Genomic DNA, 22,744 nt, shown 5'->3' on the forward strand with positions numbered 1-22,744 from the left:
CGATCGTGAATGAAAAGACAACCCGCCCGGCCTGGTTCGCAAGGCGCGAGATCAGCCCGTTCACGCTGGACGACGACGCGGTCAAGGAGGTGCTCGGCAAGGCCACCCATGCCGTGGTGTCCTGGGTCACCAAGGACTGCAAGCCGGTTTCGGCGGTGGTGGTCTATGTCCTGATCGACGGGGTTATCACCATCACGTCCACCACCAATCGGGCCAAATACCATGCATGGCGGCGAAACCCGGCGGCATGTTTCTGCATCTGGGATCCCGACAATATCGGCCGGCAGGTCACGCTCCGGGGCCAGGTGGAAATTGTCCAGAGCGCGGACCTTCTGCGCCGCTTCACCGAGACGTTCCTGACCCAGCGCAACGACGGCAAGCCGCCTTCGCCCGAGCGCCTCGCCACCGAGATTGGAAAATTCGACGCGCCGGACCGGCACATGATGCAATTGCATGTGGAAAAGGTGCTCACCCACGACCTGACCGCCCTGTTCAAGGCTGAACGGGACGGGACGGACGTCTGGAGCTAGGCGCCCGCCACGCCTTTGCGGGCGCGGCAGGGCAATGGCGGCAGGTTTCCGGCGGCAGGCCCTACGCGGCCTTGCGTCCCGCCTGGTCCGCGTCTGATTTCTCGCCGGGCGGATTGAAGGCCTCGGGCATGTCGAACGGCACTTTTTCCAGATACAGCGACTGACTGGGAAAGGCGAAACCGGTACCGGCCTCCTCGACGACGTGCTTCACCTTGTAGGCCAGCTCTTCCTTGATCTTGAGCCACTCGCCCCAGCTCGTCGTCTTGGTGAAGCAATACAGCATGATATCGATGCTTGAATCGTTGAAGCTGTCGACATTCACGAAGGTCGACACCTCGTCACTGCCGGCGAAGTCCTCGCTGGCGGCCAGGTAGGTTTCGATCTCGCTGCATATCTGGCGCAGCTGATCCACCGTCGTCCCGTATTCCACGCCGATCTTCCAGTAGATCCGGCGATGGGTCATCCGGGTGAAGTTCGTCACGGCATTGTCCGAGAGCTTGGCGTTCGGCACGAACACCGGCGCCTTGTCGAAACGCCGGATGAAGGTCGAGCGGAAGCCGATGGACTCCACCGTTCCCTCGACAACGCCGTCGACCTGGATCCACTCGCCGGGCGCGAAACGCTTTTCAACGAGGATCAGGACCCCGGCGATCAGGTTCTTGAACAGGTCCTGTGCACCCAGCGCCACCGCGACGCCGAACAGTCCCAGGCCCGCCAGCAGCGGCCCCACCTCGATGCCCCACATCTGCAGGATCACCGCACCGCCCAGGAAAGCGATGATGCCCTTCACGGCCTTGACCAGCCAGGAGAGGGTCGCCTCGCCCAGCATGCCCGCCAGTTTCTCGAATATCTGGCTCAACGGCGTGATCAGCCGAAAGAAGGCCCAGAAGATGCAGAACGCGACCATGGATCGGACGAGTTGCAGCACGACGTCCCAATATTCGGGCGCCAACTCGAGCATCCGGAACGCGAGATAGATACCCAGGATTACCGGCACGAGCCTGACCGGCGGCGCGATCGCGTCGACCATCAGGTCATCGAATGTCCCGCTTGTGCGCTTGGCCAGCATTCGCAGATTGCCGATGACGATGCGGGCGAACAGGTGCCGGAAGACAAGCGCCAACGTAATGATGCCTACGGAGATAACCAGCTGGCCGATCGTGGCGCCCAGCAGTCCCCGGTTCCAAACATCCTGGACGATGATCCAGAACTCCCAGAAGGGCTCCATCATGTTTCCTTTCTGTCCGGTGCCGGATCGTCGTCCCCGTCCGGAGCGAACGGGTCGAGCGACGCCGGCATTGGCGTTGTTCGAGGCAGTATCTGATAGTGCTGCTGCAGTTCGCCGGGCACGGGCATGTTGGCAGCCTGGCGCCACAGGGCGAAAGCCAGCGCGCCGATGGCACAGCACGCGATAAAGACATAGAGGCCGGGCGGCCCCATCGCCGACATGGCGGCCGCGCCCGCCATCGGGCCGGCGACGGCGCCGACTGAATAAGCGAGCACCAGTCCGCCACTTGCGCCGACACGGTCTGCCGGCGACAAACGGTCATTGGTATGGGCGACGCAAAGCGGGTAAAGCGCGAAGGTCAGGCCTCCGAACAACCCGCCCAGCACCAGCAATGCCGTTCCGGGCGCGCCGGTGAGCGAGATCAGCCCGCTCGCCAGCACGGCCGCGGCAAAGGTAGAAACGATCACCCGACGCCGATCGAACACGTCGGATAGCCAGCCGATCGGCCACTGGAGCACGACGCCGCCCAGGATGACCACGCTCATGAACAGCGCCGCCCCGGACAGGTCCATGCCGAGCCTGCGTACATGCACCGCACCCAACGCATAAAAGGCGCCCAGCATCATGCCGGTCGCCGCCGCGCCGATGATGCCCAGCGGCGAGCTTTCATAAAGCTTGCGGATACTCATGGCCGGCGCTTCATCGAGCACCGGCGCATTCCTGCGGGTCAGCGCAATGGGCAGCACCGCCAGCGACAGCAGGATCCCGGCAACCAGGAACGGCATGGACGGCTTATCGCTGCTGAGCGTCAGCAGGAACTGGCCGACCGCCTGGCCCGAATAAAGCACCGTCATATAGACGGCCAGCACGCCGCCACGCGTTTCGGGCCCGGATTTGTCGTTCAGCCAGCTCTCGAGGCAGACAAAGACGCCCGCCATGCAGAAACCATCGACGAACCGGAGGGCGCCCCAGAGCATGATGTCCTGATGCACGGCATAGGTCAGGGTGCTTGCCGAAAAAAGCGAGACGAACGCGGTGAAGGCACGGATGTGGCCGACCCGCTGGATCAGCGGCGTCACCTTCAGCGCACCGACTGTCAGCCCGGCGAAATATGCGGTCGCGACCGGTCCGATGAACAGCGGTGACGTCCCCGCCGCTTCCAGCTGGAGGCTGATCAGCGTCGCCATGAAGCCGCTTCCCGCCATCAGCATGAAGACGGCGAGCAGCAGGCTGCGCACAGACAGGATCGCTGTCAGCATCAGGGCGTTCCGGCGCCTCCGCCTGGCTGAACCGGGATACCGCCGGGCAGTGGATCAGACGGTTTCATTCCCCCTGAAGCGGTACCGGGAATCCCCGTGCCCCTGAGCGATTGCCCCGCTGTCTCGACGACAAACAGCAAGGCGACGCCACCGATGGCGCAGGCGGCCATCATCATATAGGCGGGAACCAGCACGTCGCCCGTGAGCGTAATCAGCCAGGCATTCACCGCCGGGGCCGTACCGCCGAACACCGACGTCGAGATATTATACGCGATGGCGAAGCCTGCGAACCGCACATGGGTAGGGAACATGGCCGGAAACGTCGCCGATATGGTCGCAAGCTGCGGCACATAAAGCAGGCCGAGCAGCGCGAAGCCGGCCACAGCGCCGACAAGCCCAAGCGTCATCAGGTGGTAAAGCGGAATGGCAAGGATGAACAGTCCGGCCAGGGACCCCCACCACATCGGCTTGCGCCCGATCCTGTCCGACAGACGCCCCGCCACGGGCAGGAACATCATCATGAACAGCATGCCGACAATGGGGACGACCAGCGCCGCCTCGGCCGAGAGACCGAGCCGTCTGGCCAGGTAGGTGGGCATATAACTCAGCAGCGTATAATTGACGACATTGAGGGCGATGACGAGGCCGCCCAGCGCCAGCAGCGGCTTGCGATAGGTCGAGATCAGATGCCACAGTTCGGTGGTCATCCGCTTTTCCTGCACCCCCGCGCTGACAACCTCGTTGAAGATCGGCGTGTCATCCATTTTCGAGCGCAGATATAGCCCGACGAGCCCCATGGGCGCCGCCACCAGGAACGGCAGACGCCACCCCCAGTCATGCATCGCCGCGTCGCCCAGCAGAAGCGAGAATCCCAGCATCAGGAGCGCACCCAGCGAAAACCCGCCCAGCGTGCCGACTTCCAGAAAGCTGCCGCAAAAGCCGCGCTGGTTGTCTGGCGCGTACTCGGCCATGAAGGTCGCCGCGCCGCCGTACTCGCCACCCGTGGAAAACCCCTGGATCAGCCGCAGGGTTACCAGCAGGACCGGGGCCCACATGCCGATGGTCGCATAGGACGGAATCAGCGCGATGCAGAAGGTGGCCGCTGACATGAGCAATATGGTCGCCGCCAGGATCGTCTTCCGGCCGAAACGGTCACCGAGCGGCCCCCAGAACAATCCGCCGAATGGACGGGCCAGAAACGAGATGGCAAAGGTCGCGAGCGCGAACAGGGTCGCCTCGCCCGCGCTGCCCGGAAACAGGGCTGCGGAAATGTAGGACACCCCATAGGCATAGATGCCGTAGTCGAACCACTCGGTCGCGTTGCCAATTGACGAGGCCGCGATGGCCCGCCTGAGAATCCAGGGCGGGGTCGCGGCGCCGGCATTCTGCCCCGATGTGGGCGCGGTCTGACTCATGAGCGGCTTTTCTTCAGTGGACCATTTTCGACACGGATCGGGTTTACCTTGCGGGCGGCAAGAAAGTCCGGCCGGGGTGCGGGCGCACCGAACGGCTCGACCAGACGGTTGGAAACCGCGTTATAGACGATGAACGCATTTGCCCGCGGCCAGGGTGTGATGTTGCTGTTCGAGCCGTGCATGGTGTTGCAGTCGAACATGATGACTGTCCCTGGCGCGCCGATGGGGGCGGCAATACCGTGGGTATGGGCCAACTCGGCCAGGCTGTCGTCGTCCGGCACGCCATATTCCTGCCGCCTGAGCGAAGACAGGTAGTGGTCGGGCGGGGTTTCGCCGACACAGGTCAGGAAGTGACGGTGCGACCCAGGTATGAGCATCAGCGGTCCATTGTTGGGCGTATTCTCGGCCAGCAGCACCGACATGGACAATGCCCGCATCCTGGGCATGCCGTCCTCGACATGCCAGGTTTCGAAATCCGAATGCCAGTAGAATTCCTTGCCCTGAAAGCCGGGCTTGTAATTCAACCTGGACTGATGGACGTAGACGTCGTCATCAAGCAGAAAGCGCGCCACGCCAGCGAGGCGTTCGTCGGCGGCAAGCCTGGAGATCAGCGCACTCTGCTCGTGGATCCGGAACACCGAGCGAATCTCGTCGGCATCGGGCTCACGGATCACGGTCGCCGGGTCAAGATCGCCCGGATCGCCGAGAATGCGCGCCGTTTCGGCTTGCAATGCCGTCACTTCGTCGGCGGTGAACAGGTTCTCGAGCACAAGATAACCGTCGGCATCGAACCGTTTGACATCTGCCTGGCTCAACGGCGCGCCGGCCTCCCAATCGCTGTGCACAACGGGGTCGAGGCGAGGCATCAATTCGGGGCGTGCCGATCGGCGGGAAGGATAGTCGTCACGCATTTGGGATATTACTGGCTCTCCGCCAGCTCCTTTTCAGGAAGTGGATAGGCGCCGGTTTCGTCGTGAACTTCTCGTCCGGTGACCGGCGGATTGAATACGCATGCCGTGATGATGTCGGTCTTTGGTCGAACGACATGGCGGTCATGCTCATTCAGCGCGTAGAGCATGCCGGGACGAAGGTCGTGAATCTCGCCGGTCGCGAGATCCTCGATGGTGCCTTCGCCCTGCAACACGTAAACGGACTCCAGGTGGTTCTTGTAATGCATGCGCAGCTCCTTGCCGGCATACAGGGTCGTGATGTGAAAGGAAAAGCCCATGCCCTCGTCCTTGAGGAGCATGCGGGCGCTTTCCCAATCATCGGTGACCACGTTCCGGTTTGAGTCGCGGATCACGTCGAGATGGCGAACGATCATATTTTTTTCCTTACTGGGCGGCCGCGACCAGGGTCGGCGACAGCGCCTCACGGACACTCGTCTCCAGGATATCAAGGCCGGAATCGAGGAGTTCTTCGGTGATGACGAGCGGCGCCAGCACCTTGATCACTTCGTCATTGGGTCCGCTGGTCTCGATGATCAGGCCCTTCTTGAAAGCGGCCTGAGTGATCTGGGCCGCAACTTCGCCCGAGCCGACGTCGAGGCCGCGCATCATGCCGCGTCCCAGAACCGCGAGGTTGTGTTCCTCGGCCATGGTGGTGAGACGCCTGGCCAGTTGCTCACCCCGGCGCGCGACGTCAAGGGCGAACAGATCTTCCGTCCAGAAGTGCCGCAACGCCGCCGTCGCCGTGACGAAGGCGTGATTGTTGCCACGGAAGGTGCCGTTGTGCTCACCCGGCATCCACAGATCCAGTTCCGGCCTGAACAGCGTGAGCGCAAAAGGCAGCCCCATGCCCGACAGCGACTTCGCCATCGTCACGATATCCGGCGTGAAGCCCATTCCCTCGAAACTGAAGAAGCCGCCGGTGCGGCCGCAACCGGCCTGGATGTCGTCGACGATCAGCAATGCGCCATGGCGCTTGGCGATCGCGGCAATGCTGCGCAGCCATTCCGGGGACGCGGCGTTGAGGCCGCCCTCGCCCTGAACCGTCTCGACCAGGATGGCCGCCGGCGCATCCAGACCGCTGGACGGATCGGCAAGCCGGCGATCGAGCATCTTGGCGGTATCGATGCCATCGCCGAAATATCCGTCGAAGGGTTCATGGCTCACATGGGTGAGAGGAACACCCGCCCCGCCCCGCTTGCCGGCATTGCCGGTGCACGCGAGCGCGCCGAGCGTCATGCCGTGAAAGCCGTTGGTGAAGGCGATCACCTGCTGGCGGCCGGTGACCTTCCGCGCCAGCTTGAGCGCGGCCTCGACGGCATTGGTGCCCGTGGGGCCCGTGAACATCATCCGGTAGTCCAGGCCGCGCGGCTTGAGAATCAGGTTCTCGAACGCTTCGAGTAGCTCGGCCTTCGCTTCGGTATGAAGATCGAGACTGTGGGTGATCCCGTCACCGGAAATATAGTCGATAAGCGCCTGCTTGAGGACCGGGTGGTTGTGGCCATAGTTCAGGGTCGAGCAGCCCGACAGAAAATCGAGGTATCGTCCGCCCGCATCATCGTACATCCATACGCCCTCGGCGCGGCCGAACTGGCGCGGCATGGAACGGGAATAGCTGCGCACCTCGGATTCCATCCGCTCGTAGATGGCCAAATTGGGTGCATTCCTGGTCGGCCTTGGCTGACTGGTCATGATAACTCCTTTGCGGCTGTTGCCGGCGGCTCGAACGGCCCGATGGACACAAGGAACTCCGTGTCGTGCAAACCGGCGAAATGGGTGTCCTTCTCGAACAGCGGACACTTGTTGACAGGGGCACCAATTCGGCTCGCGAAAGCGCCAAACAGGGCCCAGGAGGCGTCATTGGCCTCGGTGATTGTTGTCGTCAGCATGGTCGCGTTACGAACGGCTGGCCGCTTTATCAGTTCCGACAACATGCGGCTGGCAAGTCCGATTCCCCGTGCCCGGGCGTCGACAGCTACCTGCCAAACAAAGATCTGCTCCGGCGCGGATGGTGGACGGTAGGCGGAAATCCAGCCAACGATCTCACCGTCGGCTTGCGCGAGCACACAGGTATCGGCGAAGTGCGTGCACTGCAGCAGATTGCAGTAGGTCGAATTGGTATCCAGAGGCGGGCAGCGCTCGATCAGCGCAGAAACCGCCGGACCGTCCGCGGACTGCGGACTGCGAAACAGGATCGGCGTGGTGATCCGATCCTCTTCCGACGTGACGTTACGCCGGAATGTAGTATTCCGTTCGTCGTCTTCAGTTAAAATTGCTTCAACTCCCGAAGTTTTTCTTCAGTCGCGGCGAGGCGTCTGCCGCTTGGGAGGTGCATATCTAGGGGGAAAGCCATGACTTTTCAACCCCTAGCAGGCTCAAAGTTCATTTCGATAACGATATAATGCTAAAAAATACTTCTATTCCCGAACTGTTTTTGCCGCTTCACAGCAGGCCGTGAAATGTCTAGTGCTTGGGTCATGACGGACCAGATCACCAATGGCGCGCTACGGGCGATTCGGCGCATCCTGCGTGCGGCGGAACAGGGCGGGCGCCGGCTTGCCGCAACCACCGGGCTGACGCCGTCACAGCTTCTGGTGCTGCAGCAGATCGAGAAGACCGGCGTGACGACTCCGAGCGTCATCGCCGCCACGCTCCATTTCGGCCAGGCGACGGTCACCAACATCGTCGACCGTCTCGAAGCCGCGGGTCTGGTGACCAGAAGCAGGGGCGAGCGGGACAAGCGCCAGATCCTGCTGCGCCCGACGGCAGCCGCGGGACAGTTGGTCAACCGGGCGCCCGATCTCCTGCAGGAGCGGTTCACGGACCGTTTCGAATCACTTCCCGCATGGGAGCAGGCGATGATCCTCGCCGCGCTGGAAAAGCTGGCACTGCTGCTGGACGCGGGCGACATGGACGTCGCCCCGCTGCTGGACGCCGGCCCGATCGACCGGCCCGCCGACTAGCATGCCTGCACCGGCGCGAGTCCGACGCTATTCCTCCTGCGACGGCCGGCTGATTTCAAAGACAACCCGGAATCTGTGAGGCGCGCTGACCGGCGTGCCATTAAGCATGGCGGGCTGGAACCGCCAGTTTACAGCGGCTTCGGATACGGCCGCCTTGTCGAGAGACGGGTATCCGCTGCTCTGCTTGACCACAATGCTGTTCGGATCGACGAAGCCGTCCGCCTCGACGATGAACTGCAGGATCACCTCACCTTCCTGGCCCGCAATGAGCGCATCATTCGGGTAAGGTGGTTGGGTTATCGGCCGTGCTGGATCCGCCGACGGACTGCCAGAGTCCTCATAGGTTTCGCTTAGAATACTTGGCGTCTCCGGGACCCCAAAGTCGATCTGCTGCAGCCGGCGCAATGCGAACACCACTTTGAACTGGTGCGGACTGGCTACCGGCTTGCCTTTTTTTCTCGCGGGTTTGAACCGCCATGTCGCCGCCTCTGATATGGCGGCGACGTCCAGCAGGGGATATCCGCTGCTTTCATCCACGCCGATGCTCTCCGGATCAACGGAACCATCCCTCCTGACCGTGAAATGCAGGATGACCGCACCTTCCTGCGACTCCATCACCGCCTGTCGTGGATAATAAGGCTGTGTCACGGGATAGTCGGGATCTTGCTCCGGCGGTGTCGTGACGTCGTCATCACTCTTGGCCTGTGACGCAGGTACGGGCTCTGTCTCGGCTACCTCGGCTGCCTGCACAGCCGGTAGCGGGGCAGTATCGGACGCCATATCCCGCCCATCGGGCGCGGCGCATGGCGCCGCCGGACTTGTCCAGTCGATCGCAGCCTGTTCGCCGCCTGGGTTGATGCGGCCAATCGATACTGCGGTACTGGACTGCCGGCTTCCCCCGTCGACTTGGATCACGCGGGAGGCATATTTGTCGAACCTAGGCAGGCTATCGTTGAGCGCCTGCGCCTCGGTTGGCGATATTTCCGGAACGAGGGTGCGCTTGCTCATGACGGTACGCATGACGCCGTCTTGTAGGCTTGCCCTACGCCAATAGGCGATGCCGCCGAGACGTTGGTCGATGGGCGCGGCATCGTAGCTCCAGCGCCATCGTCCCGCTTCCGGCGGCAGCCTCATGGTCGTCACCCAGCATTTGTAGGCTGGAAAGTCCGTTACCCAGGGCGCCGTCTGGTCCTGGCTCTTCGGCCGGCGAAGCGGCGTCGGTGCTACGAAGCCGGCATCGAAAATCTCCAGTGTCCGTCCCTGCAGGGCATCTCCCTGCCAGAACAGCCTGCCCTCGCCGCTCATGCTAAGAACCACGATTCCCTGCCCCTCGTCATAGCGCCAGGCGGTGGTGACCGGCTCGGCCCATGCAATGGCCTGCCGCCAGAACGCATCCTGAGCTCGTTCGGCATCCTCGGGTGCCATGGCCGAGAGCCGGGTTTTCAGCCCCACCACGCCTTCACCCCGCAGGATATGTTCTGCGGCGACCTTGGCGGGCGCATCGAAGCCGGCCCGTGCGTCGACATCCAGCACCTGGATGACGTCAGGCAGCGCGGGTGCTTCCGGGGGCACTGCCTCAAGGCTCACATCGCCTGACCTTAGCGGTAACACCCAGCGGAATGTTGGCGGGGGCAAGGTCGCAAGGCGCTCGCCGATATGTGTCCCGTCGAGCCAGTAAGCGCGCCCAGCTATTGTTGCGCGGACCAGCACATGATCGAATACCACCTGCGTCGGCAGCCGCTCGTCAATACCGTCGCCGCCAATGGCAGGGATAAGGACGGCCTCTCCAGCGATGCCCAATTCCCCCAGCAGCGCCAGCAAAAGAGCTGTCTTCGCCTTGCAGTCACCAAAGCGCCGGACCCAGGTCTCGTCGGCACTGGCAGGCCGATAATTTCCGCCGTCCAGTCCCACATAAACATATCGAATGCGGTCCTGCACCAGCGCCAGCGCCGCCTCGGCGCGGGCAGCGGGATCGGCGGTCGTAGCAGCGATCCTGGCGGCCTCGGCGCGGACCGGCGAGTCCGAAGCGAGCGTGGCCGCCTTGTCGAAAAGCGGCCATAGCACGCTGGAAACACCGGACCAATCGGTGAAACTGGAATATTCGATCAGGCGGCGCACGTTAAAGCGCCAGGGTGCGCCGTCGGTGGCATGGGCCAGTTTCGGATCGCGGATTTCGTAGGTCAGTTGGTTCCAGCCATCGCGCTCGACCGGCGTCTCCTCTTTCATGTCCGGCGACACCTGCCAATGCAGGGTCCTTTCAGCCGGCCACGTGAAGCGGGCACGATATGCTCCTGGCATCGTGACCACCGGCATCTGTGCAAAGCCGCTGGGCCGATCCCCGAAAAGTGGGTCGCGCCGCCTGATGGTCACCGCGAATTCGAATTCATCTCCAATCTGAAGTCCAGGAATCTGCATGGTGGCGGTGAGCTGCCCGTCCAGCATGGCATAATCGAGCCGGTCCTCTCGCTGGATGACCTGAAACTTCGTCGTCGTCAGAACGTCGATCGTACGGTTCCCGCGCGAGACCTTTAGGCTATGTATCGTGATGTCTTCCGTGGACGGGTCCCAGGCTAGGGCAAGGTTGCCAAGTGCCAGGCCCTCCGGCGTCAAAATCTTCACCCGCTGCGCGGAATATGTTTGCTGTTCGTCGAAATCCAGCCGGATCTGCGTGTCCGAATATGACACCTGAACCGGAGCACCTTCCGGCGGGGTGGTTACTGTCGGCGTGGGCGGGACAAATACCCATTCGGCCGCAGGACCGTATTGCACGTCCCGGGAAGCGGCGGCCGCACCGCCGCCAGACTGGAAAAACAGCACCGTCGCCATGGCGCAGACCAATATGCGCATCGACTATCCCCCACGGGGACCTACCGAAAGGATCACCCCGGCTTTTGCAGGCAGGGGCCTCGCCTCCCGCCTCGTCAATATGTCGGCAGTTTGTAGCCCTTGAATTGCTCGCGCAACTTGATCTTCAGCAGCTTGCCGGTGGCGGTGTGAGGCAGTTCCTCAACGAACACCACATCGTCGGGCATCCACCACTTGGCGATCTTGCCGGCCATGAAATCCAGCATGTCCTGTTTGCCCACGCCCGAGTCTGCCGCCCGGACGCAGACCAGCAGCGGACGCTCGTCCCATTTCGGGTGATGGATTCCGATCACCGCTGCCTCAGCGATGCCCGGATGGCCGACGGCGGTGTTCTCGATGTCGATGGAACTGATCCACTCGCCGCCCGACTTGATCACGTCCTTGGCCCGGTCGGTCAGCTGGACATAGCCGTATCGGTCGATGTTGGCGATGTCGCCGGTGTCGAAGAAGCCTTCGTCGTCGAGAATCACGCCGCCCTCGCCCTTGTAATACTCGCTGACAACCCACGGCCCGCGCACCATCAGGTGGCCGGCGGCCTCGCCGTTCCAGGGCTGGCGGTTGCCCTCGTCGTCGGTGATCTTCAGGTCGACGCCCCACATGGCGCGGCCCTGCTTCATCTTCAGGTCGAGCTGATCCTGATAGTCCATGCCGTCCATGGCCGCCTTGGGCGCGCCGACGGACCCGATGGGATTGATCTCGGTCATGCCCCAAAGATGGTTCACCGAGACGCCGTACTTGGTCTCGAAGGTCTCGATCATGGACCGGGGCGCCGCCGAGCCGCCGATCACCACGCGGTCGAGATAGGGCAGGTCCAGATCGTGCTCCTGCAAATGGCGCAGCAGCATCAGCCAGACCGTTGGCACGGCGGCGGTGAGGCTCACCTTCTCGTCGTTCAGGAGCTGATAGATGCTGGCGCCGTCCATCTCCTTGCCGGGCATGACGATCTTGGCGCCCGTCATCGGCGCGAAATGGGCGATGCCCCAGCCATTGGCATGGAACAACGGCACCACAGGCATGATCGTCGTCCGCGAGCTGCACCCCATCACATCCGGCAGCGCCGCCGCCATGGCGTGCAGCACGCAGGAGCGGTTGGAATACACCACGCCCTTGGGATTGCCTGTCGTGCCCGAGGTGTAGCACATGGCCGCCGCCGCCCGCTCGTCGAGCTGTGGCCACTGGTAGCCGTCATCCTGGGCAGCCAGCAAATCCTCGTAGCAGATGACATTGGGCAGGCTGGTTTCCGGCATGTCCGCCCGGTCGGCAAGAATGATGAAACCTTCCACGGTCGGAATCTGGTCGAGGATGCCCTCGATCATGCCGGTGAAGGTCGGATCGAGCACGATGAACCGGTTCTCGGCGTGGTGGATGATGTAGGAGAGCTGCTCGGCGAACAGGCGCGGATTGAGCGTGTGGGTTACCGCTCCCATGCCGGTGATGCCGTACCACGCTTCCAGGTGCCGGTAGGTATTCCAGGCCAGCGTCCCGATGCGGTCGCCCTCTTCCACGCCCAGCGCGACCAGCGCCTTGGCAAGCTGGCGCGACCGGCGCCCGGCATCGGCGTAGGTATAGCGGTGAATCGGCCCCTGCAGGGTGCGGGTGACGATTTCCTGCTCGGCGTGAAACTTTTCCGCATATTCGATCAAGGAAGAAACCAGCAGGGGAACATCCTGCATCTGTCCGAACATAAACCGCCCTCGTTTGCCTGTTTGACGCTGAATTTCTTATACATGACGGCGCGCGCGCCGCGAACAGAGTTGGCGGACAGGACACACAGCTCCGGGGCTCGCGCCACCAAGCACACTTTAGAGTTGTGTTTTCGCTTGCGCGGCCCGCGCGTTTGTCCGCTAATTACCCATGAGGACGACAACACCAGACTGCCCAGTTCCTGAGGGTCTGCACTTGATCGGGGCGGCTGGCATGCCGGGCGGCGACGTCAGAGGCTGACACATGACGATGAGCACCTTGGCCGAAAGGCCGATGGAGGGGGACCGGTCGCATCCGTGCCTTGCCCACAGGGGCAAGGCCATACGGCCGAACACGGGCGCGGCGACAGTCTGCGCCAGCGCAACCGTGCAGGCCCGCTGATGCTCGTCGACGAGTTCTTCCAGACCACGGCCCAGGCCACGACGCAGGTCGACCTGATAGAGGGTTTTCGCGCGACCATGCTGTCACTGGGTTTCGACCGTGTGCACTATTTCGGCTACCCGAACGCCATGACGCGCGGCCCCTCGACCGAGGTGACCCTGTTCACGATGATCCCGCCCGAATGGTTCGAACACTATGACGCCGAGCAGTACGAGAAAATCGACCCCCTGAGCGAGCATGTGATCCAGAGCCACGTCCCGTTTGAATGGGACAAGGTCATCGGCACGATGGAATTGACCCGACGGCAAAAGCGGCTGATCAAGGAAATCCGGGAGGCGTCGCTGCACGATGGCGTCACGGTGCCCATCCATGGCCCGTTTGGCCAGGTAAACGGCGTCAGCTACATGCGCAGCAGCGCGCAGGGCGTCACCGCCAGGGATCTGCATATCGGCCGGGTTCTGGCGGTTCAGTTCCATCAGGCCTACACGGCCCTTGATGAGACTGCCGGTGCGGATGCCGGATCGCCGCTGACGAAACGCGAACGCGACGTTCTCCTGCGCCTGGTGGAAGGGCTGAACAACGCGGTGGCGGGCGAGCGGCTCGGCATATCCGAGCACAGCGTCAAGTTCCACCTGCAGAATGTCTGCAAGAAGCTGGGCGTCAATTCGCGGGTCGCCGCCGTGGTCAAGGCGATCCGCCTGGGCCTGATCGTCCCCTGAAGCCGCAATGGGCGCGGCGGCCGAAACCTACTGGATTGGCTAGGTTTCCCCGCGCCGCGGAATTGTGTCCAATGGCAGCCTATGACCTGATCCGGCCGCAGGGGCCGGCCCCATGGAGACCGCCCAGTGAGACAACCCGGCCACAGCAATGGCACCCGCTCGGACCGCCAGTACCCGCCGGCATGCGAAACCCCGGAAGAGGCGGCCGACGCCATCCTGGGCGGACTGGAATACCTGGTGCGTGAGGCCCATGCCGCCGGCCTGCAGGATCTGGCCCAGGCATTGACGGGCGTGATGCTGAGCCCGTCACACTGGCCGCTTTCCGCCCGCAGCTGACCTCTATTCCGCTTTCCGCGGTGCGCGTTCGCCCAGCCATCCCTTGCGCCTGAAGTACACCAGCAAACCGCCGGCGATTGTCGCCATGAAGGCGAGTGCGGCCGGATAGGCCCACGGCTCCTTCAATTCGGGCATGTTCTCGAAGTTCATGCCCCAGATGCCCGCGAAAAAGCTGAGCGGAATGAAGATGGTCGCGATGATCGTCAGCACTTTCATGATCTCGTTCATGCGCGCGCTCATGCTCGACAGGTAGACGTCCAGCAGGCCCGAGGCAATTTCGCGGTAGGTCTCGACGATATCCATCAGCTGGATGGCGTGGTCGTAGCAATCGCGCAGATAGATCCGGGTGCTGTCGCAGAACAGGTGATGTTCGTCGCGGATCAGCGCATTGACCAACTCCCGAGTCGGCCACACCGCCCGGCGGATTTCCAGCAGGTCGCGCTTGATCGCGTGCAGACGCTCCACATGCGACGGCTCCGGCTGGGAGACCACAAGGTCTTCCAGGTTCTCGATCAACTCGCCGTAGTTCTCGAGCAGCGGGAAGAAATTGTCGATAACCGCATCAATCAGCGCATGCGCCAGCCTGTCCGGCCCCTCCGAGCGGAGCTGGCCGCCGACACGCTTCAGCCGCGCGCGGGTGGCATCGAAGCAATCGCCAGGCCGTTCCTGGAAGGTGATCAGATAGTCGTCGCCCACAATGATCGCCATCTGCTCGGTCAGGCCCGCATCCGAATGGTCCAGCATCTTCATCACGATGAAGACGTAATGGTCGAAGGTCTCGACCTTGGGCCGCTGGTGGGTGTTGGTGATATCCTCGAGGGTCAGCTTGTGGATACCGAAGGCTGCGCCGACTTCCTCTATGGTCCTGGTATCCCTCAGGCCGGTAACGTCGATCCACAGGACGTCGCTGGCATTGCGCAGAGTCGCCAGTTGGGACGGCGCCACACCATCATGTTCGTGGAGCGCCGCGGCATCGTAGGACACGGTGCGGACACTGGTCGGGGCCGCTTCCTGGTCGGCCGCGATGGTGCCTGCCGGCATGTCGACGGACTTCTTGTGGTGGCGGATAAGACTCAGCAGGTCGTGGCGCTTGTGACGGCGCTTGTGGCGCGCCGGCATGCTGGACGCGCCGGCCATGGCATTCCCCTCAGGTTTCACGTCGCCGTTCCTCCGATGGTGCCCCATGGATGTAGCACGCCGCCGAAACGTTGGAAACGCCGGGCCGCTGCCTGACAAGTTACCGCCCGGATCGGAGGGCTGGCCAAGCCGGGCACGCCCCCTTAAGCTGCCGCCGCATACATATCTTCGGGGAGAGAATAGGAATGCAGTACCGCCGCCTGGGCAAGAGCCCTATCACCGTGTCCGACATCTGCATGGGCACCATGACATTCGGCAATCAGGCCGACGAGAAGACATCCTTCAGGATCCTCGACATGTCGCTGGATGCCGGCATCAACTTCTTCGATACGGCCGAGAATTATCCGGTGCCGCCGGATCCGAAATATGCCGGGCGCACCGAGGAGTTCTTCGGACGGTGGATGAAAACCAAGGACCGGGACGCCATCATCCTGGCCACCAAGGTCTGCGGCCCGAGCCACGGCTGGATCAAGGGCGCCCTGCGCGCCGGCATGACCGCGCTCGACCGCCACAATATCACCCGCGCGCTCGAGGCCAGCCTGAAGCGGCTGGGCACCGATTACGTCGATCTCTACCAGACCCACTGGCCGGATCATGGCACACCCTATGACGAGACCATGGAAGTGCTCGACGACCTGATCCGTGCCGGCAAGATTCGCATTGTCGGCTGTTCCAACGAGACCACCTGGGGCCTGATGAAGTCCATCGCCGCCTCCGAGCGCGGCGGTTACGCGCGGCACCAGACCATCCAGAACAATTTCAGCCTGAACAACCGCCGGTTCGAGGACGAACTCGCGGCGGCCTGCAGGAACGAAGGCGTCAGCCTGATCCCGTATTCACCGCTGGGCGGCGGCGTGCTTTCGGGCAAGTACAACAACGGCGCCCGCCCGGAAGGCGCGCGGTTTACCAATTATCTCGGCATGGGCGGCCGTCAGGCGACCATGGCGAGGCGCTTCGTCAACGACAAGAGCGTGGATGCCACCGCCCGCTACATGAATATCGCCGCCGAGGCAGGCATGTCGCCGGTGACCATGGCAGTGGCGTGGAGCAAGCAGCACGACTTCGTCGCGTCGACCATCGTCGGGGCGACGACCGTCGAACAGGTGCCCGACATTCTTGCCGCCGCGGACCTGACCTTGAGCAAGGATGTCATGGATGCCATCGACAAGGTGTCGAAGGAAATCCTCTATCCGATGGGATAAGGCCGCCCTGGCGGCCGGCCAGGGGCAAGCCGCTTGCCGGCCGGATCTTCACGCATGAGGCAGCGCATCAGCCTCATGTGTGAAGCATGAAGACCGGTATGTCGGCATGCTGCAGCATGAATTGCGTGACACCGCCAAACATGCGCTGCCTCAGGCGGCTGGTGCTGTAGGCGCCCATGACGAGAAGGTCGGACTTGCTGCTCCGATATCCGTCGAGGATCGATTGCGCATCATGTGCTTTCCGTACGGTGACGCGCTTGCTGTCGATTCCCCAGAATCGGAGATAATTGGCAAGCTGCGATGATTTGGGGCCCGGCTTCGTCTCTCGGCCCGAGGTGATGATGCTGACCTGTTCGGCAAGCTGCAGGAGCGGCAGCGCCGCCGTGACCGCCCGCGCCGCCTCGGGACTCTGGTTCCAGGCAATGGCGATACGCTTTCCGGTCACACTGGGACGCGAGTGCGGCAGCACCAGAACGGGCTTCGAGGAATTCAGCAGCGCCGCCATCAAGACCACGCGGGCCACCGTGCCGCCGCCTTGTGCCGGCCTGGAAACAACGACCAGATCGGAGACCGGCCCCTCGATGGCAAGGATTCTGTCCGGCGACCCTGCCTTCTCCATCCAGACGGCGCCGGCCTCCCGGCGAGGCTTGGCGATCATCGAAAACCCGTTGTCTTCAGCCATCCTGGCATACAGCACCTTGGCCTCGGCCGAGCCCGGTGAAGCCTTTTTGCCCGACCAAACGGCTTCCCAGGCCACGTCGTATTCCGCATAGGCATCCAGTCCGGCCGGCAGTGCGACCTCCGAGTATGCATGCGGCCTGATATGGCAGCCGACCACATTCGAGCCAAGCTGCCGCGCCAGGGAAAAAGCGGTGTTCAGAGCGTGGACGCACTCCGGCCGATCAGCCACCGGCACGAGGATCACACGCATCTCACCAACTCCATCAAACTCTCCCGACTGTGGCCCATCATGGAATGGGCATGCTAAAGCCAGTGCGCCGTTTGGCCAACACGTTCCGGCGCCAGGTCCCCGGCAGACGCGTCACATTGCCGCCGTCGTCACGACAAAGGCCAGGTACAGGGCGAGCAGGATGGCGCCGCGGTACCGCGCGATTTCGCCACCGCGCGGCTGCATCATCAGCACCGCAACCACGCCGAAGACCAGCGCAAGTCCAACCTCTGGCTGGGGCGCATGGATGGCCTGGATGGCGGATGCGATCCCGATTACCGCCAGCCCGTTGAACAGGCAGCTTCCGAGAAGAATTCCCAGGCTCAGATCGTGCTGGCCGCGCAGGCGCGAGAGCAGCGTCGTGACCAGTTCAGGCATGGATGTCCCGATCGCGACGATGGTCGCACCGATCACATAGTCCTGCACCCCGAGGCCGGCGGCGATGTCCGATGCGCCGTCGACGAAAAGTATGCCAGCGAGGATCAGGCACGCCAATCCGGCAATGCCGCCGAGCAATGCCAGTACCAGACTGATTTCGGACTGAGGCGCGTGTTCGGTGGTGCGCCGCGACGCGATGCCCTGGCGAAAGACCATCGCGAGCCATGACGCGAACAGAGCAAGCAATATCCCGCCATCGAGTCTCGATACTGTCCCGTCGAGGCACAACACCAGGGTGACGAGAGGCGTGGCTACAGCCAGCAAGTAATCGCGCCGGAGCCCTTCAAGGCTCGCCGGCATTGCGCCAAAGGCGAGCGACAGGCCCAGGATCAGGGCAATATTGACGACATTGCTGCCCAGAGCGTCGCCCAGGCCGATTTCCGGTTTGCCGGACAGCGCCGCCATGGTCGACAGCGTCAGTTCGGGACTCGATGTCGCGAATGCAGCCAGGGTGGTCGCCACGAGAAACCGGGGCAGACGGGACCAGGTGGCCAGGCCGAGCATGCCTTTGAGAAAGAGATCGCCGCCCAGCGCCGCAACGGGAATGGCGGCCAGGGTCATCAATATGGCGGTGGAGGCAACAGTCACTTCCTGCCTTTGCGTGATATCCGCCCATCGGCATAGGGCGCCTAGTAAAGGCTACGGCCTTCCGCGATGGCTGCCCTCATATTCCCCGGCTTCGGCAAGGAAGTCGATGGCATGGCGGCCTTCAGCGCATGAACAGGTCCAGCACCAGGAGCAGTGCACTCGATATCAGCCCCGCTACCGGCACCCAGGGTTTGCAGATGAACGCGCCGGGCGGCGGCGCCGCCTCCTGCCGCTTGATCCGGATGAGCGCCAGATTGACGATCACGAATATCACCAGCGTCAGCCGCGCCGTCCAGTCCGCGAGACCTTCAATGGGCACGACGAGAGCAAACAGCAGGATCGCACCCACGCCGATCGCCGTCGCCAGCAGCGGAGTTCCCGTCACCGGGCTCAGCCCCTTGAGCACGGGCGGGAGATGCCCGCGGTCCGCAAGACCATAGATCACCCGTGCGATCATGATCATGTGGACGATGATGCCGTTCAACGTCGCGACCACGGCGATCAGGCTCATGCTGGCCAGCGGCATCCCGGTCAGGCGCTCGAATACCAGCGCAAGCGGCGCGGAGGAAGTAGCCAGTTCCTCCGGCGGCACAGCGATCAGGGACACCCAGACGACCGCTGCATAAATGAACGCCGTTATGCCGAGCGTGAGAAACAGTGCGCGCGGCAGCGTACGCCGCGGATCCTTGATTTCCTCGGCGATGTTCACGAGATGCTCGAAGCCGATGAACGCGAAGACCGCGATCAGGCTGGTGCCCGATATGCCGATCCAGACCGAAAGTTCGGTGGATGCCGGCCACATCTCCGGCAGGCGGGTCAACGCCGCCGGCGCAACGCTGAACCCGGCGCCGATGATAAGCATCAGCCCGCCTACTTCGATCAGCGTCATCACCCCGGCGAAGGTCACCGACTGGATCGTCGCGAGGCAGGCGATCACGCCCATGAAGAGAACCACGCCCGCGACGATCACCGGCTCGGATAACGGCACGAACACGGCGATGTAGCCAGCGCTGCCGACGCTGATGGTCGCTGCGGATATGACGGCTGTGAACACAACCAGCAGCCCGACGGCAAGGCTCAGCCAGTTGCGCCGATAGGCCGCCTGCACATAGGCGGCCTCGCTGGCGCTTACCGGCATGCGGGTGCCCAGTTCGGCAAAGCTGGCGGCGCTCAGCGCAATGACGGAAGCGGCGCCGACAAAGGCCAGCGGCGCGTGCATGCCGCTGCGTCCTGCGGCCACCCCCACAAGGACATAGATGCCCGCACCGATCGTTACACCCAGCCCGTAGAGCACCGCATGGGTCAGCGACAGGGTTCGGGTCAGGCCTCGCGGCGCCTCCGCCGGCAGCGCGGCCTTATCCGACATCGCACGACACTTGCTTCATACTGAAGGACATTAGAGCACCGGCAGACGATGGTAAAAGCGGCCTTTCGCTCAACCGCCGCTCCCCTTGCCCTGCTCGAGCGTGACGTTTTCACCCGTCTCCGCCTTCTGGCGCACCGCCGCAGCCTCGAGGCCGGCGATTTCCTCCGGGGTGTTTTCACCCCCGACCCAGCGGTTCATCAGCACGCACGCCACCAGATCGCCGCTGACATTGATCGCCGTCCTGCTCATGTCGAGGATCCGGTCGACGCCGATGATCAGGGCAATGCCTGCGGGCGGTATCCCGACCGATGTCAGCACCATGGACAGGATGACGATCCCTACTCCCGGCGTCGCCGGCGAACCGATCGAGGCGCCCACGGCGGTGACGACAATCAGCAGCAAGCCGCTGAAGCCGATCTCGACGCCGAAGACCTGCGCCAGGAATATGGTTGCCACGCCCTGATAGAGCGCGGTGCCATTCATGTTGAGGGTGGCACCGACAGGAATGACAAACTGCGAGACCGACGGCCTCACCCCCAGTCTTTCCTCGGCCGTCCGGATGGACAACGGCATGACCGCGGCCGAACTGGAGGTTGAGAACGCCAGCAGCATCACCTCCCGGATGTCGCGCAGGAAACGCAGCGGGTGCATTCGCGCGCCCAGAAACACGATCGCCAGATACATGCAGAGCAGCAGAAACAATCCCAGCAGCACGACGCCAACGTAAACTGCCATGCCAGCCAGCGCATCGAGTCCGATTTGCGCCGTGAGTTGGGCAAGCAGGCCGAAAACCGCCAGCGGCGCCAGCATCATCGCCCAGCGCACCACGGTCATGCACACTTCCTGCACCGACCCCAGGAGTTCGAGCAGTGGCCTGGACTGCCGCGGCGACATGATGACCAGCGCCGCCCCGACGATGGCCGAGAACATCACCACCTGCAGCATGTTGCTCTCGACCATCGAGGTCAGCGGGTTGCTGGGGAGCAGGGTGATGATCTTTTCCGGCAGGGAATCGAAGGCCGGGGTACGGGTCCCCGAAGTCTGGGCCGCGGCATCGATATTGAACGATTGGAGCAGCGCATCGCCGGGAACGTAGCGGCCCGGCTCGATCAGCAGCGCCAGCCAGAGGCCGATGGTGATGGCGACGGCGGTCGTGGCGACGAAATAGACCACCACGATCGAGCCCATCCGGCGCAACTGATCCAGATTCTCGCTGGCCGAGAGCCCCCGGATGATCGACGCGAACACCAGCGGGATCACGATCATCTGGATAAGCGCCAGGAAAAGCTGGCCTGGAAACGCCAGCCAGTTCGTGATGCGGGTCGACAGATCGTGATCGACCCACCCGGTGGATGGGCCCAGCGCCATACCCGTCGCCAGCCCGAGCACCATGCCGACGATGACCTGCAGCCACAGCCGCCCCTTCACCAAGACGTGCAGGGATTCGCTCAGATATTTCAGGGAATGCGGGTAGAGCACCGCAAAGGCCTGCTCCTGCCGGCTGCGGCGGCGATCGTCGTCCGGTTCAGGCATCGGCGTACTCCATTGGCCGGCTCCAGCCGCAGCCGCGGATCATAAATCCCCGATTCCCTGCAGCCAGGCAATGGCGGCCGCCAGCGCGCCCAACAGAGCCAGCCACACGGCAAAGTTCGTCCGCACCGACTTTTTCGATGCCTGCTTTTCCCACCATGTCCGCGGCCGGATTGCCTTGCTGACGAAGACGGTCTGCGCCGCCAGGTTGACGCAGACCACGTTCACGCTCAGCAATGTGATCGCGCCCATCGCCTTTTGCATCTCGCCCGCGCCCAGCATGATGCCGAAGGTGACCGCCGGCGGCATCAGCGCGACGGCGACCATCACGCCGACCAGCGTGCTGGACAGGCCCGATACCAGGGACAGCACGGCCGCCGCGCCGGAGGCGAGCGCCAGCGCGATATCGCCATAGCCGACGGTGGTCCTGCTGGCCAGTTCGCTCCCGCCCACATCGCTCACCCAGAACAGCGCCGTCACGACGCCAAGGGAGATGGTCAGGCCAAGGCCGACTGCGTTGGTCCGGATGGCCGACAGCATCAGCTTCTGGTCGCCCAGCGCCGTGCCCAGCGCAAACGCAAGATTCGGGCCCAGCAAGGGTGCGATCACCATGGCGCCGATGATGATGGCGACATTGTTCTTGAGCAGGCCGATGGACGCCACCACCGCCGACAGCACCGTGAGGATCAGGAAGTCCGAATCCAGCCGGGCGTTGCGCGCCACTTCCTCGTAGATTTCCTCGCGGCTGGCGGCGCCGACCCGGAACGCGGCCGGCTCGTCCGCATCGTCGGGCAGGGCCTTCGGCGCAAAGCTTTCGACCGGCAAGGTCACGATCCGCCAGGGATCGCCCTTCCCCAGCACCTGCTCGGCGGCATCGGTCATGACCTGAACGCGGCTGGTCTCGCACAGGATCCGGACGACACAGCGTCTCGGCTCCTGCTCGCCGCAGGGAGAAACATAATATTCGATGGCCTTGTGCTGCTCCGCCAGTGCGAGCAGTGAATCGGCACTGCCGCTCGGGGCCAGAATGTCGATAACGCGGTACGTCATTCACACCGACGCCTTCCCGTCGTGAACGCCGATCTCGTTCAATAATGTCCGGGCACGCGGCCGATGGAGGATTCCGCCGATCGGATCGGAAGTCGGTTGCCCGGTCGCCTCATACTAGCTGGATTGGATATTCGCGG

20 protein-coding genes are annotated in these 22,744 nt (G+C 63.3%); 5 read left to right on the forward strand and 15 right to left on the reverse strand.

The window, feature by feature from the left end; all coding sequences use genetic code 11:
• Nucleotides 1–5: 5 nt before the first annotated feature.
• Nucleotides 6–530, forward strand: coding sequence for a pyridoxamine 5'-phosphate oxidase family protein (locus WJU21_RS03920; protein ID WP_346322070.1), 525 nt, complete (start codon nt 6–8; stop codon nt 528–530).
• A gap of 61 nt (nt 531–591) precedes the next feature.
• On the opposite strand, the gene WJU21_RS03925 is transcribed toward WJU21_RS03920, so the two are convergent.
• The 7 genes from WJU21_RS03925 to ectA are packed head-to-tail and all read right to left on the reverse strand — an operon-like array spanning nt 592 to nt 7,652.
• Entirely contained in the window at nt 592–1,761 is a 1,170-nt protein-coding gene (locus WJU21_RS03925) for a mechanosensitive ion channel family protein (RefSeq protein WP_346322071.1), read from the reverse strand.
• On the reverse strand, nt 1,758–3,017 hold the full coding sequence (locus WJU21_RS03930) for an MFS transporter (protein ID WP_346322072.1): 1,260 nt from the start codon (nt 3,015–3,017) through the stop codon (nt 1,758–1,760). The genes WJU21_RS03925 and WJU21_RS03930 overlap by 4 nt, the downstream gene beginning before the upstream one ends.
• Entirely contained in the window at nt 3,017–4,432 is a 1,416-nt protein-coding gene (locus tag WJU21_RS03935) for an MFS transporter (RefSeq protein WP_346322073.1), read from the reverse strand. Before WJU21_RS03935 ends, WJU21_RS03930 begins: the two co-directional genes overlap by 1 nt.
• The gene (gene thpD, locus WJU21_RS03940) at nt 4,429–5,343 is read right to left on the reverse strand and encodes an ectoine hydroxylase (protein WP_346322074.1); all 915 of its coding nucleotides are present in this window, start codon (nt 5,341–5,343) and stop codon (nt 4,429–4,431) included. The genes WJU21_RS03935 and thpD overlap by 4 nt, the downstream gene beginning before the upstream one ends.
• Nucleotides 5,344–5,351: 8 nt before the next feature.
• Complete coding sequence (locus WJU21_RS03945; RefSeq protein WP_346322075.1) at nt 5,352–5,756, reverse strand: ectoine synthase; 405 nt, start codon at nt 5,754–5,756, stop codon at nt 5,352–5,354.
• A 10-nt stretch (nt 5,757–5,766) separates the two neighbouring features.
• Nucleotides 5,767–7,071: a diaminobutyrate--2-oxoglutarate transaminase gene (gene ectB, locus WJU21_RS03950; RefSeq protein ID WP_346322076.1), complete on the reverse strand. Its 1,305-nt coding sequence runs from the start codon at nt 7,069–7,071 to the stop codon at nt 5,767–5,769.
• Entirely contained in the window at nt 7,068–7,652 is a 585-nt protein-coding gene (gene ectA / locus WJU21_RS03955) for a diaminobutyrate acetyltransferase (protein ID WP_346322449.1), read from the reverse strand. Before ectA ends, ectB begins: the two co-directional genes overlap by 4 nt.
• A 204-nt stretch (nt 7,653–7,856) precedes the next feature.
• Here ectA and WJU21_RS03960 point away from each other — a divergent pair, with 204 nt between their 5' ends.
• Nucleotides 7,857–8,342 carry a MarR family transcriptional regulator gene (locus WJU21_RS03960; protein WP_346322077.1) on the forward strand — a complete coding sequence of 162 codons (486 nt, stop codon included), beginning with the start codon at nt 7,857–7,859 and terminating at the stop codon, nt 8,340–8,342.
• A gap of 27 nt (nt 8,343–8,369) precedes the next feature.
• Here WJU21_RS03960 and WJU21_RS03965 read toward each other — a convergent pair whose 3' ends face one another.
• Nucleotides 8,370–11,189 (reverse strand): TonB family protein, encoded by a 2,820-nt coding sequence (locus tag WJU21_RS03965; RefSeq protein ID WP_346322078.1) that lies wholly within the window; start codon nt 11,187–11,189, stop codon nt 8,370–8,372.
• Between the two features lie 74 nt (nt 11,190–11,263).
• Nucleotides 11,264–12,892 carry a 3-(methylthio)propionyl-CoA ligase gene (locus WJU21_RS03970; protein ID WP_346322079.1) on the reverse strand — a complete coding sequence of 543 codons (1,629 nt, stop codon included), beginning with the start codon at nt 12,890–12,892 and terminating at the stop codon, nt 11,264–11,266.
• Nucleotides 12,893–13,291: 399 nt separating this feature from the next.
• On the opposite strand from WJU21_RS03970, the gene WJU21_RS03975 reads away from it, so the two are divergent.
• Nucleotides 13,292–14,011 (forward strand): autoinducer binding domain-containing protein, encoded by a 720-nt coding sequence (locus tag WJU21_RS03975; RefSeq protein ID WP_346322080.1) that lies wholly within the window; start codon nt 13,292–13,294, stop codon nt 14,009–14,011.
• Between the two features lie 126 nt (nt 14,012–14,137).
• Complete coding sequence (locus WJU21_RS03980) at nt 14,138–14,347, forward strand: hypothetical protein (RefSeq protein ID WP_346322081.1); 210 nt, start codon at nt 14,138–14,140, stop codon at nt 14,345–14,347.
• Between the two features lie 3 nt (nt 14,348–14,350).
• Here the strand turns inward: WJU21_RS03980 and corA are convergent, their stop codons facing one another.
• Nucleotides 14,351–15,505 carry a magnesium/cobalt transporter CorA gene (gene corA, locus WJU21_RS03985; RefSeq protein WP_346322082.1) on the reverse strand — a complete coding sequence of 385 codons (1,155 nt, stop codon included), beginning with the start codon at nt 15,503–15,505 and terminating at the stop codon, nt 14,351–14,353.
• 164 nt (nt 15,506–15,669) lie between these two features.
• Here corA and WJU21_RS03990 point away from each other — a divergent pair, with 164 nt between their 5' ends.
• On the forward strand, nt 15,670–16,686 hold the full coding sequence (locus tag WJU21_RS03990; protein ID WP_346322083.1) for an aldo/keto reductase: 1,017 nt from the start codon (nt 15,670–15,672) through the stop codon (nt 16,684–16,686).
• Nucleotides 16,687–16,759: 73 nt separating this feature from the next.
• On the opposite strand, the gene WJU21_RS03995 is transcribed toward WJU21_RS03990, so the two are convergent.
• The 5 genes from WJU21_RS03995 to WJU21_RS04015 form a co-directional block, all read right to left on the reverse strand.
• A complete protein-coding gene (locus WJU21_RS03995) occupies nt 16,760–17,617 on the reverse strand; it encodes a universal stress protein (RefSeq protein ID WP_346322084.1) in 858 nt (285 codons plus the stop codon).
• A 111-nt stretch (nt 17,618–17,728) separates the two neighbouring features.
• The gene (locus WJU21_RS04000) at nt 17,729–18,634 is read right to left on the reverse strand and encodes a sodium:calcium antiporter (protein ID WP_346322085.1); all 906 of its coding nucleotides are present in this window, start codon (nt 18,632–18,634) and stop codon (nt 17,729–17,731) included.
• A 148-nt stretch (nt 18,635–18,782) separates the two neighbouring features.
• Nucleotides 18,783–20,027, reverse strand: coding sequence for an amino acid permease (locus WJU21_RS04005; RefSeq protein WP_346322086.1), 1,245 nt, complete (start codon nt 20,025–20,027; stop codon nt 18,783–18,785).
• Between the two features lie 69 nt (nt 20,028–20,096).
• The gene (locus tag WJU21_RS04010) at nt 20,097–21,560 is read right to left on the reverse strand and encodes a dicarboxylate/amino acid:cation symporter (RefSeq protein ID WP_346322087.1); all 1,464 of its coding nucleotides are present in this window, start codon (nt 21,558–21,560) and stop codon (nt 20,097–20,099) included.
• Between the two features lie 39 nt (nt 21,561–21,599).
• Nucleotides 21,600–22,607 (reverse strand): TIGR00341 family protein, encoded by a 1,008-nt coding sequence (locus tag WJU21_RS04015; RefSeq protein ID WP_346322088.1) that lies wholly within the window; start codon nt 22,605–22,607, stop codon nt 21,600–21,602.
• Nucleotides 22,608–22,744 lie beyond the last annotated feature (137 nt).

It is taken from the genome of Emcibacter sp. SYSU 3D8 (assembly GCF_039655875.1).
Taxonomy (GTDB): Bacteria; Pseudomonadota; Alphaproteobacteria; order SMXS01; family SMXS01; genus RI-34.

Bases quoted from the DNA above. Each gene is read 5' to 3' on its own strand.
- WJU21_RS03925 (WP_346322071.1), bottom strand. From the start codon at position 1,761: ATGATGGAGCCCTTCTGGGAGTTCTGGATCATCGTCCAGGATGTTTGG.
- WJU21_RS03930 (WP_346322072.1), bottom strand. From the start codon at position 3,017: ATGCTGACAGCGATCCTGTCTGTGCGCAGCCTGCTGCTCGCCGTCTTC.
- WJU21_RS03935 (WP_346322073.1), bottom strand. From the start codon at position 4,432: ATGAGTCAGACCGCGCCCACATCGGGGCAGAATGCCGGCGCCGCGACC.
- thpD (WP_346322074.1), bottom strand. From the start codon at position 5,343: ATGCGTGACGACTATCCTTCCCGCCGATCGGCACGCCCCGAATTGATG.
- WJU21_RS03945 (WP_346322075.1), bottom strand. From the start codon at position 5,756: ATGATCGTTCGCCATCTCGACGTGATCCGCGACTCAAACCGGAACGTG.
- ectB (WP_346322076.1), bottom strand. From the start codon at position 7,071: ATGACCAGTCAGCCAAGGCCGACCAGGAATGCACCCAATTTGGCCATC.
- WJU21_RS03960 (WP_346322077.1), top strand. From the start codon at position 7,857: ATGACGGACCAGATCACCAATGGCGCGCTACGGGCGATTCGGCGCATC.
- WJU21_RS03965 (WP_346322078.1), bottom strand. From the start codon at position 11,189: ATGCGCATATTGGTCTGCGCCATGGCGACGGTGCTGTTTTTCCAGTCT.
- WJU21_RS03970 (WP_346322079.1), bottom strand. From the start codon at position 12,892: ATGTTCGGACAGATGCAGGATGTTCCCCTGCTGGTTTCTTCCTTGATC.
- WJU21_RS03975 (WP_346322080.1), top strand. From the start codon at position 13,292: ATGCTCGTCGACGAGTTCTTCCAGACCACGGCCCAGGCCACGACGCAG.
- WJU21_RS03990 (WP_346322083.1), top strand. From the start codon at position 15,670: ATGCAGTACCGCCGCCTGGGCAAGAGCCCTATCACCGTGTCCGACATC.
- WJU21_RS03995 (WP_346322084.1), bottom strand. From the start codon at position 17,617: ATGCGTGTGATCCTCGTGCCGGTGGCTGATCGGCCGGAGTGCGTCCAC.
- WJU21_RS04000 (WP_346322085.1), bottom strand. From the start codon at position 18,634: ATGACCCTGGCCGCCATTCCCGTTGCGGCGCTGGGCGGCGATCTCTTT.
- WJU21_RS04005 (WP_346322086.1), bottom strand. From the start codon at position 20,027: ATGTCGGATAAGGCCGCGCTGCCGGCGGAGGCGCCGCGAGGCCTGACC.
- WJU21_RS04010 (WP_346322087.1), bottom strand. From the start codon at position 21,560: ATGCCTGAACCGGACGACGATCGCCGCCGCAGCCGGCAGGAGCAGGCC.
- WJU21_RS04015 (WP_346322088.1), bottom strand. From the start codon at position 22,607: ATGACGTACCGCGTTATCGACATTCTGGCCCCGAGCGGCAGTGCCGAT.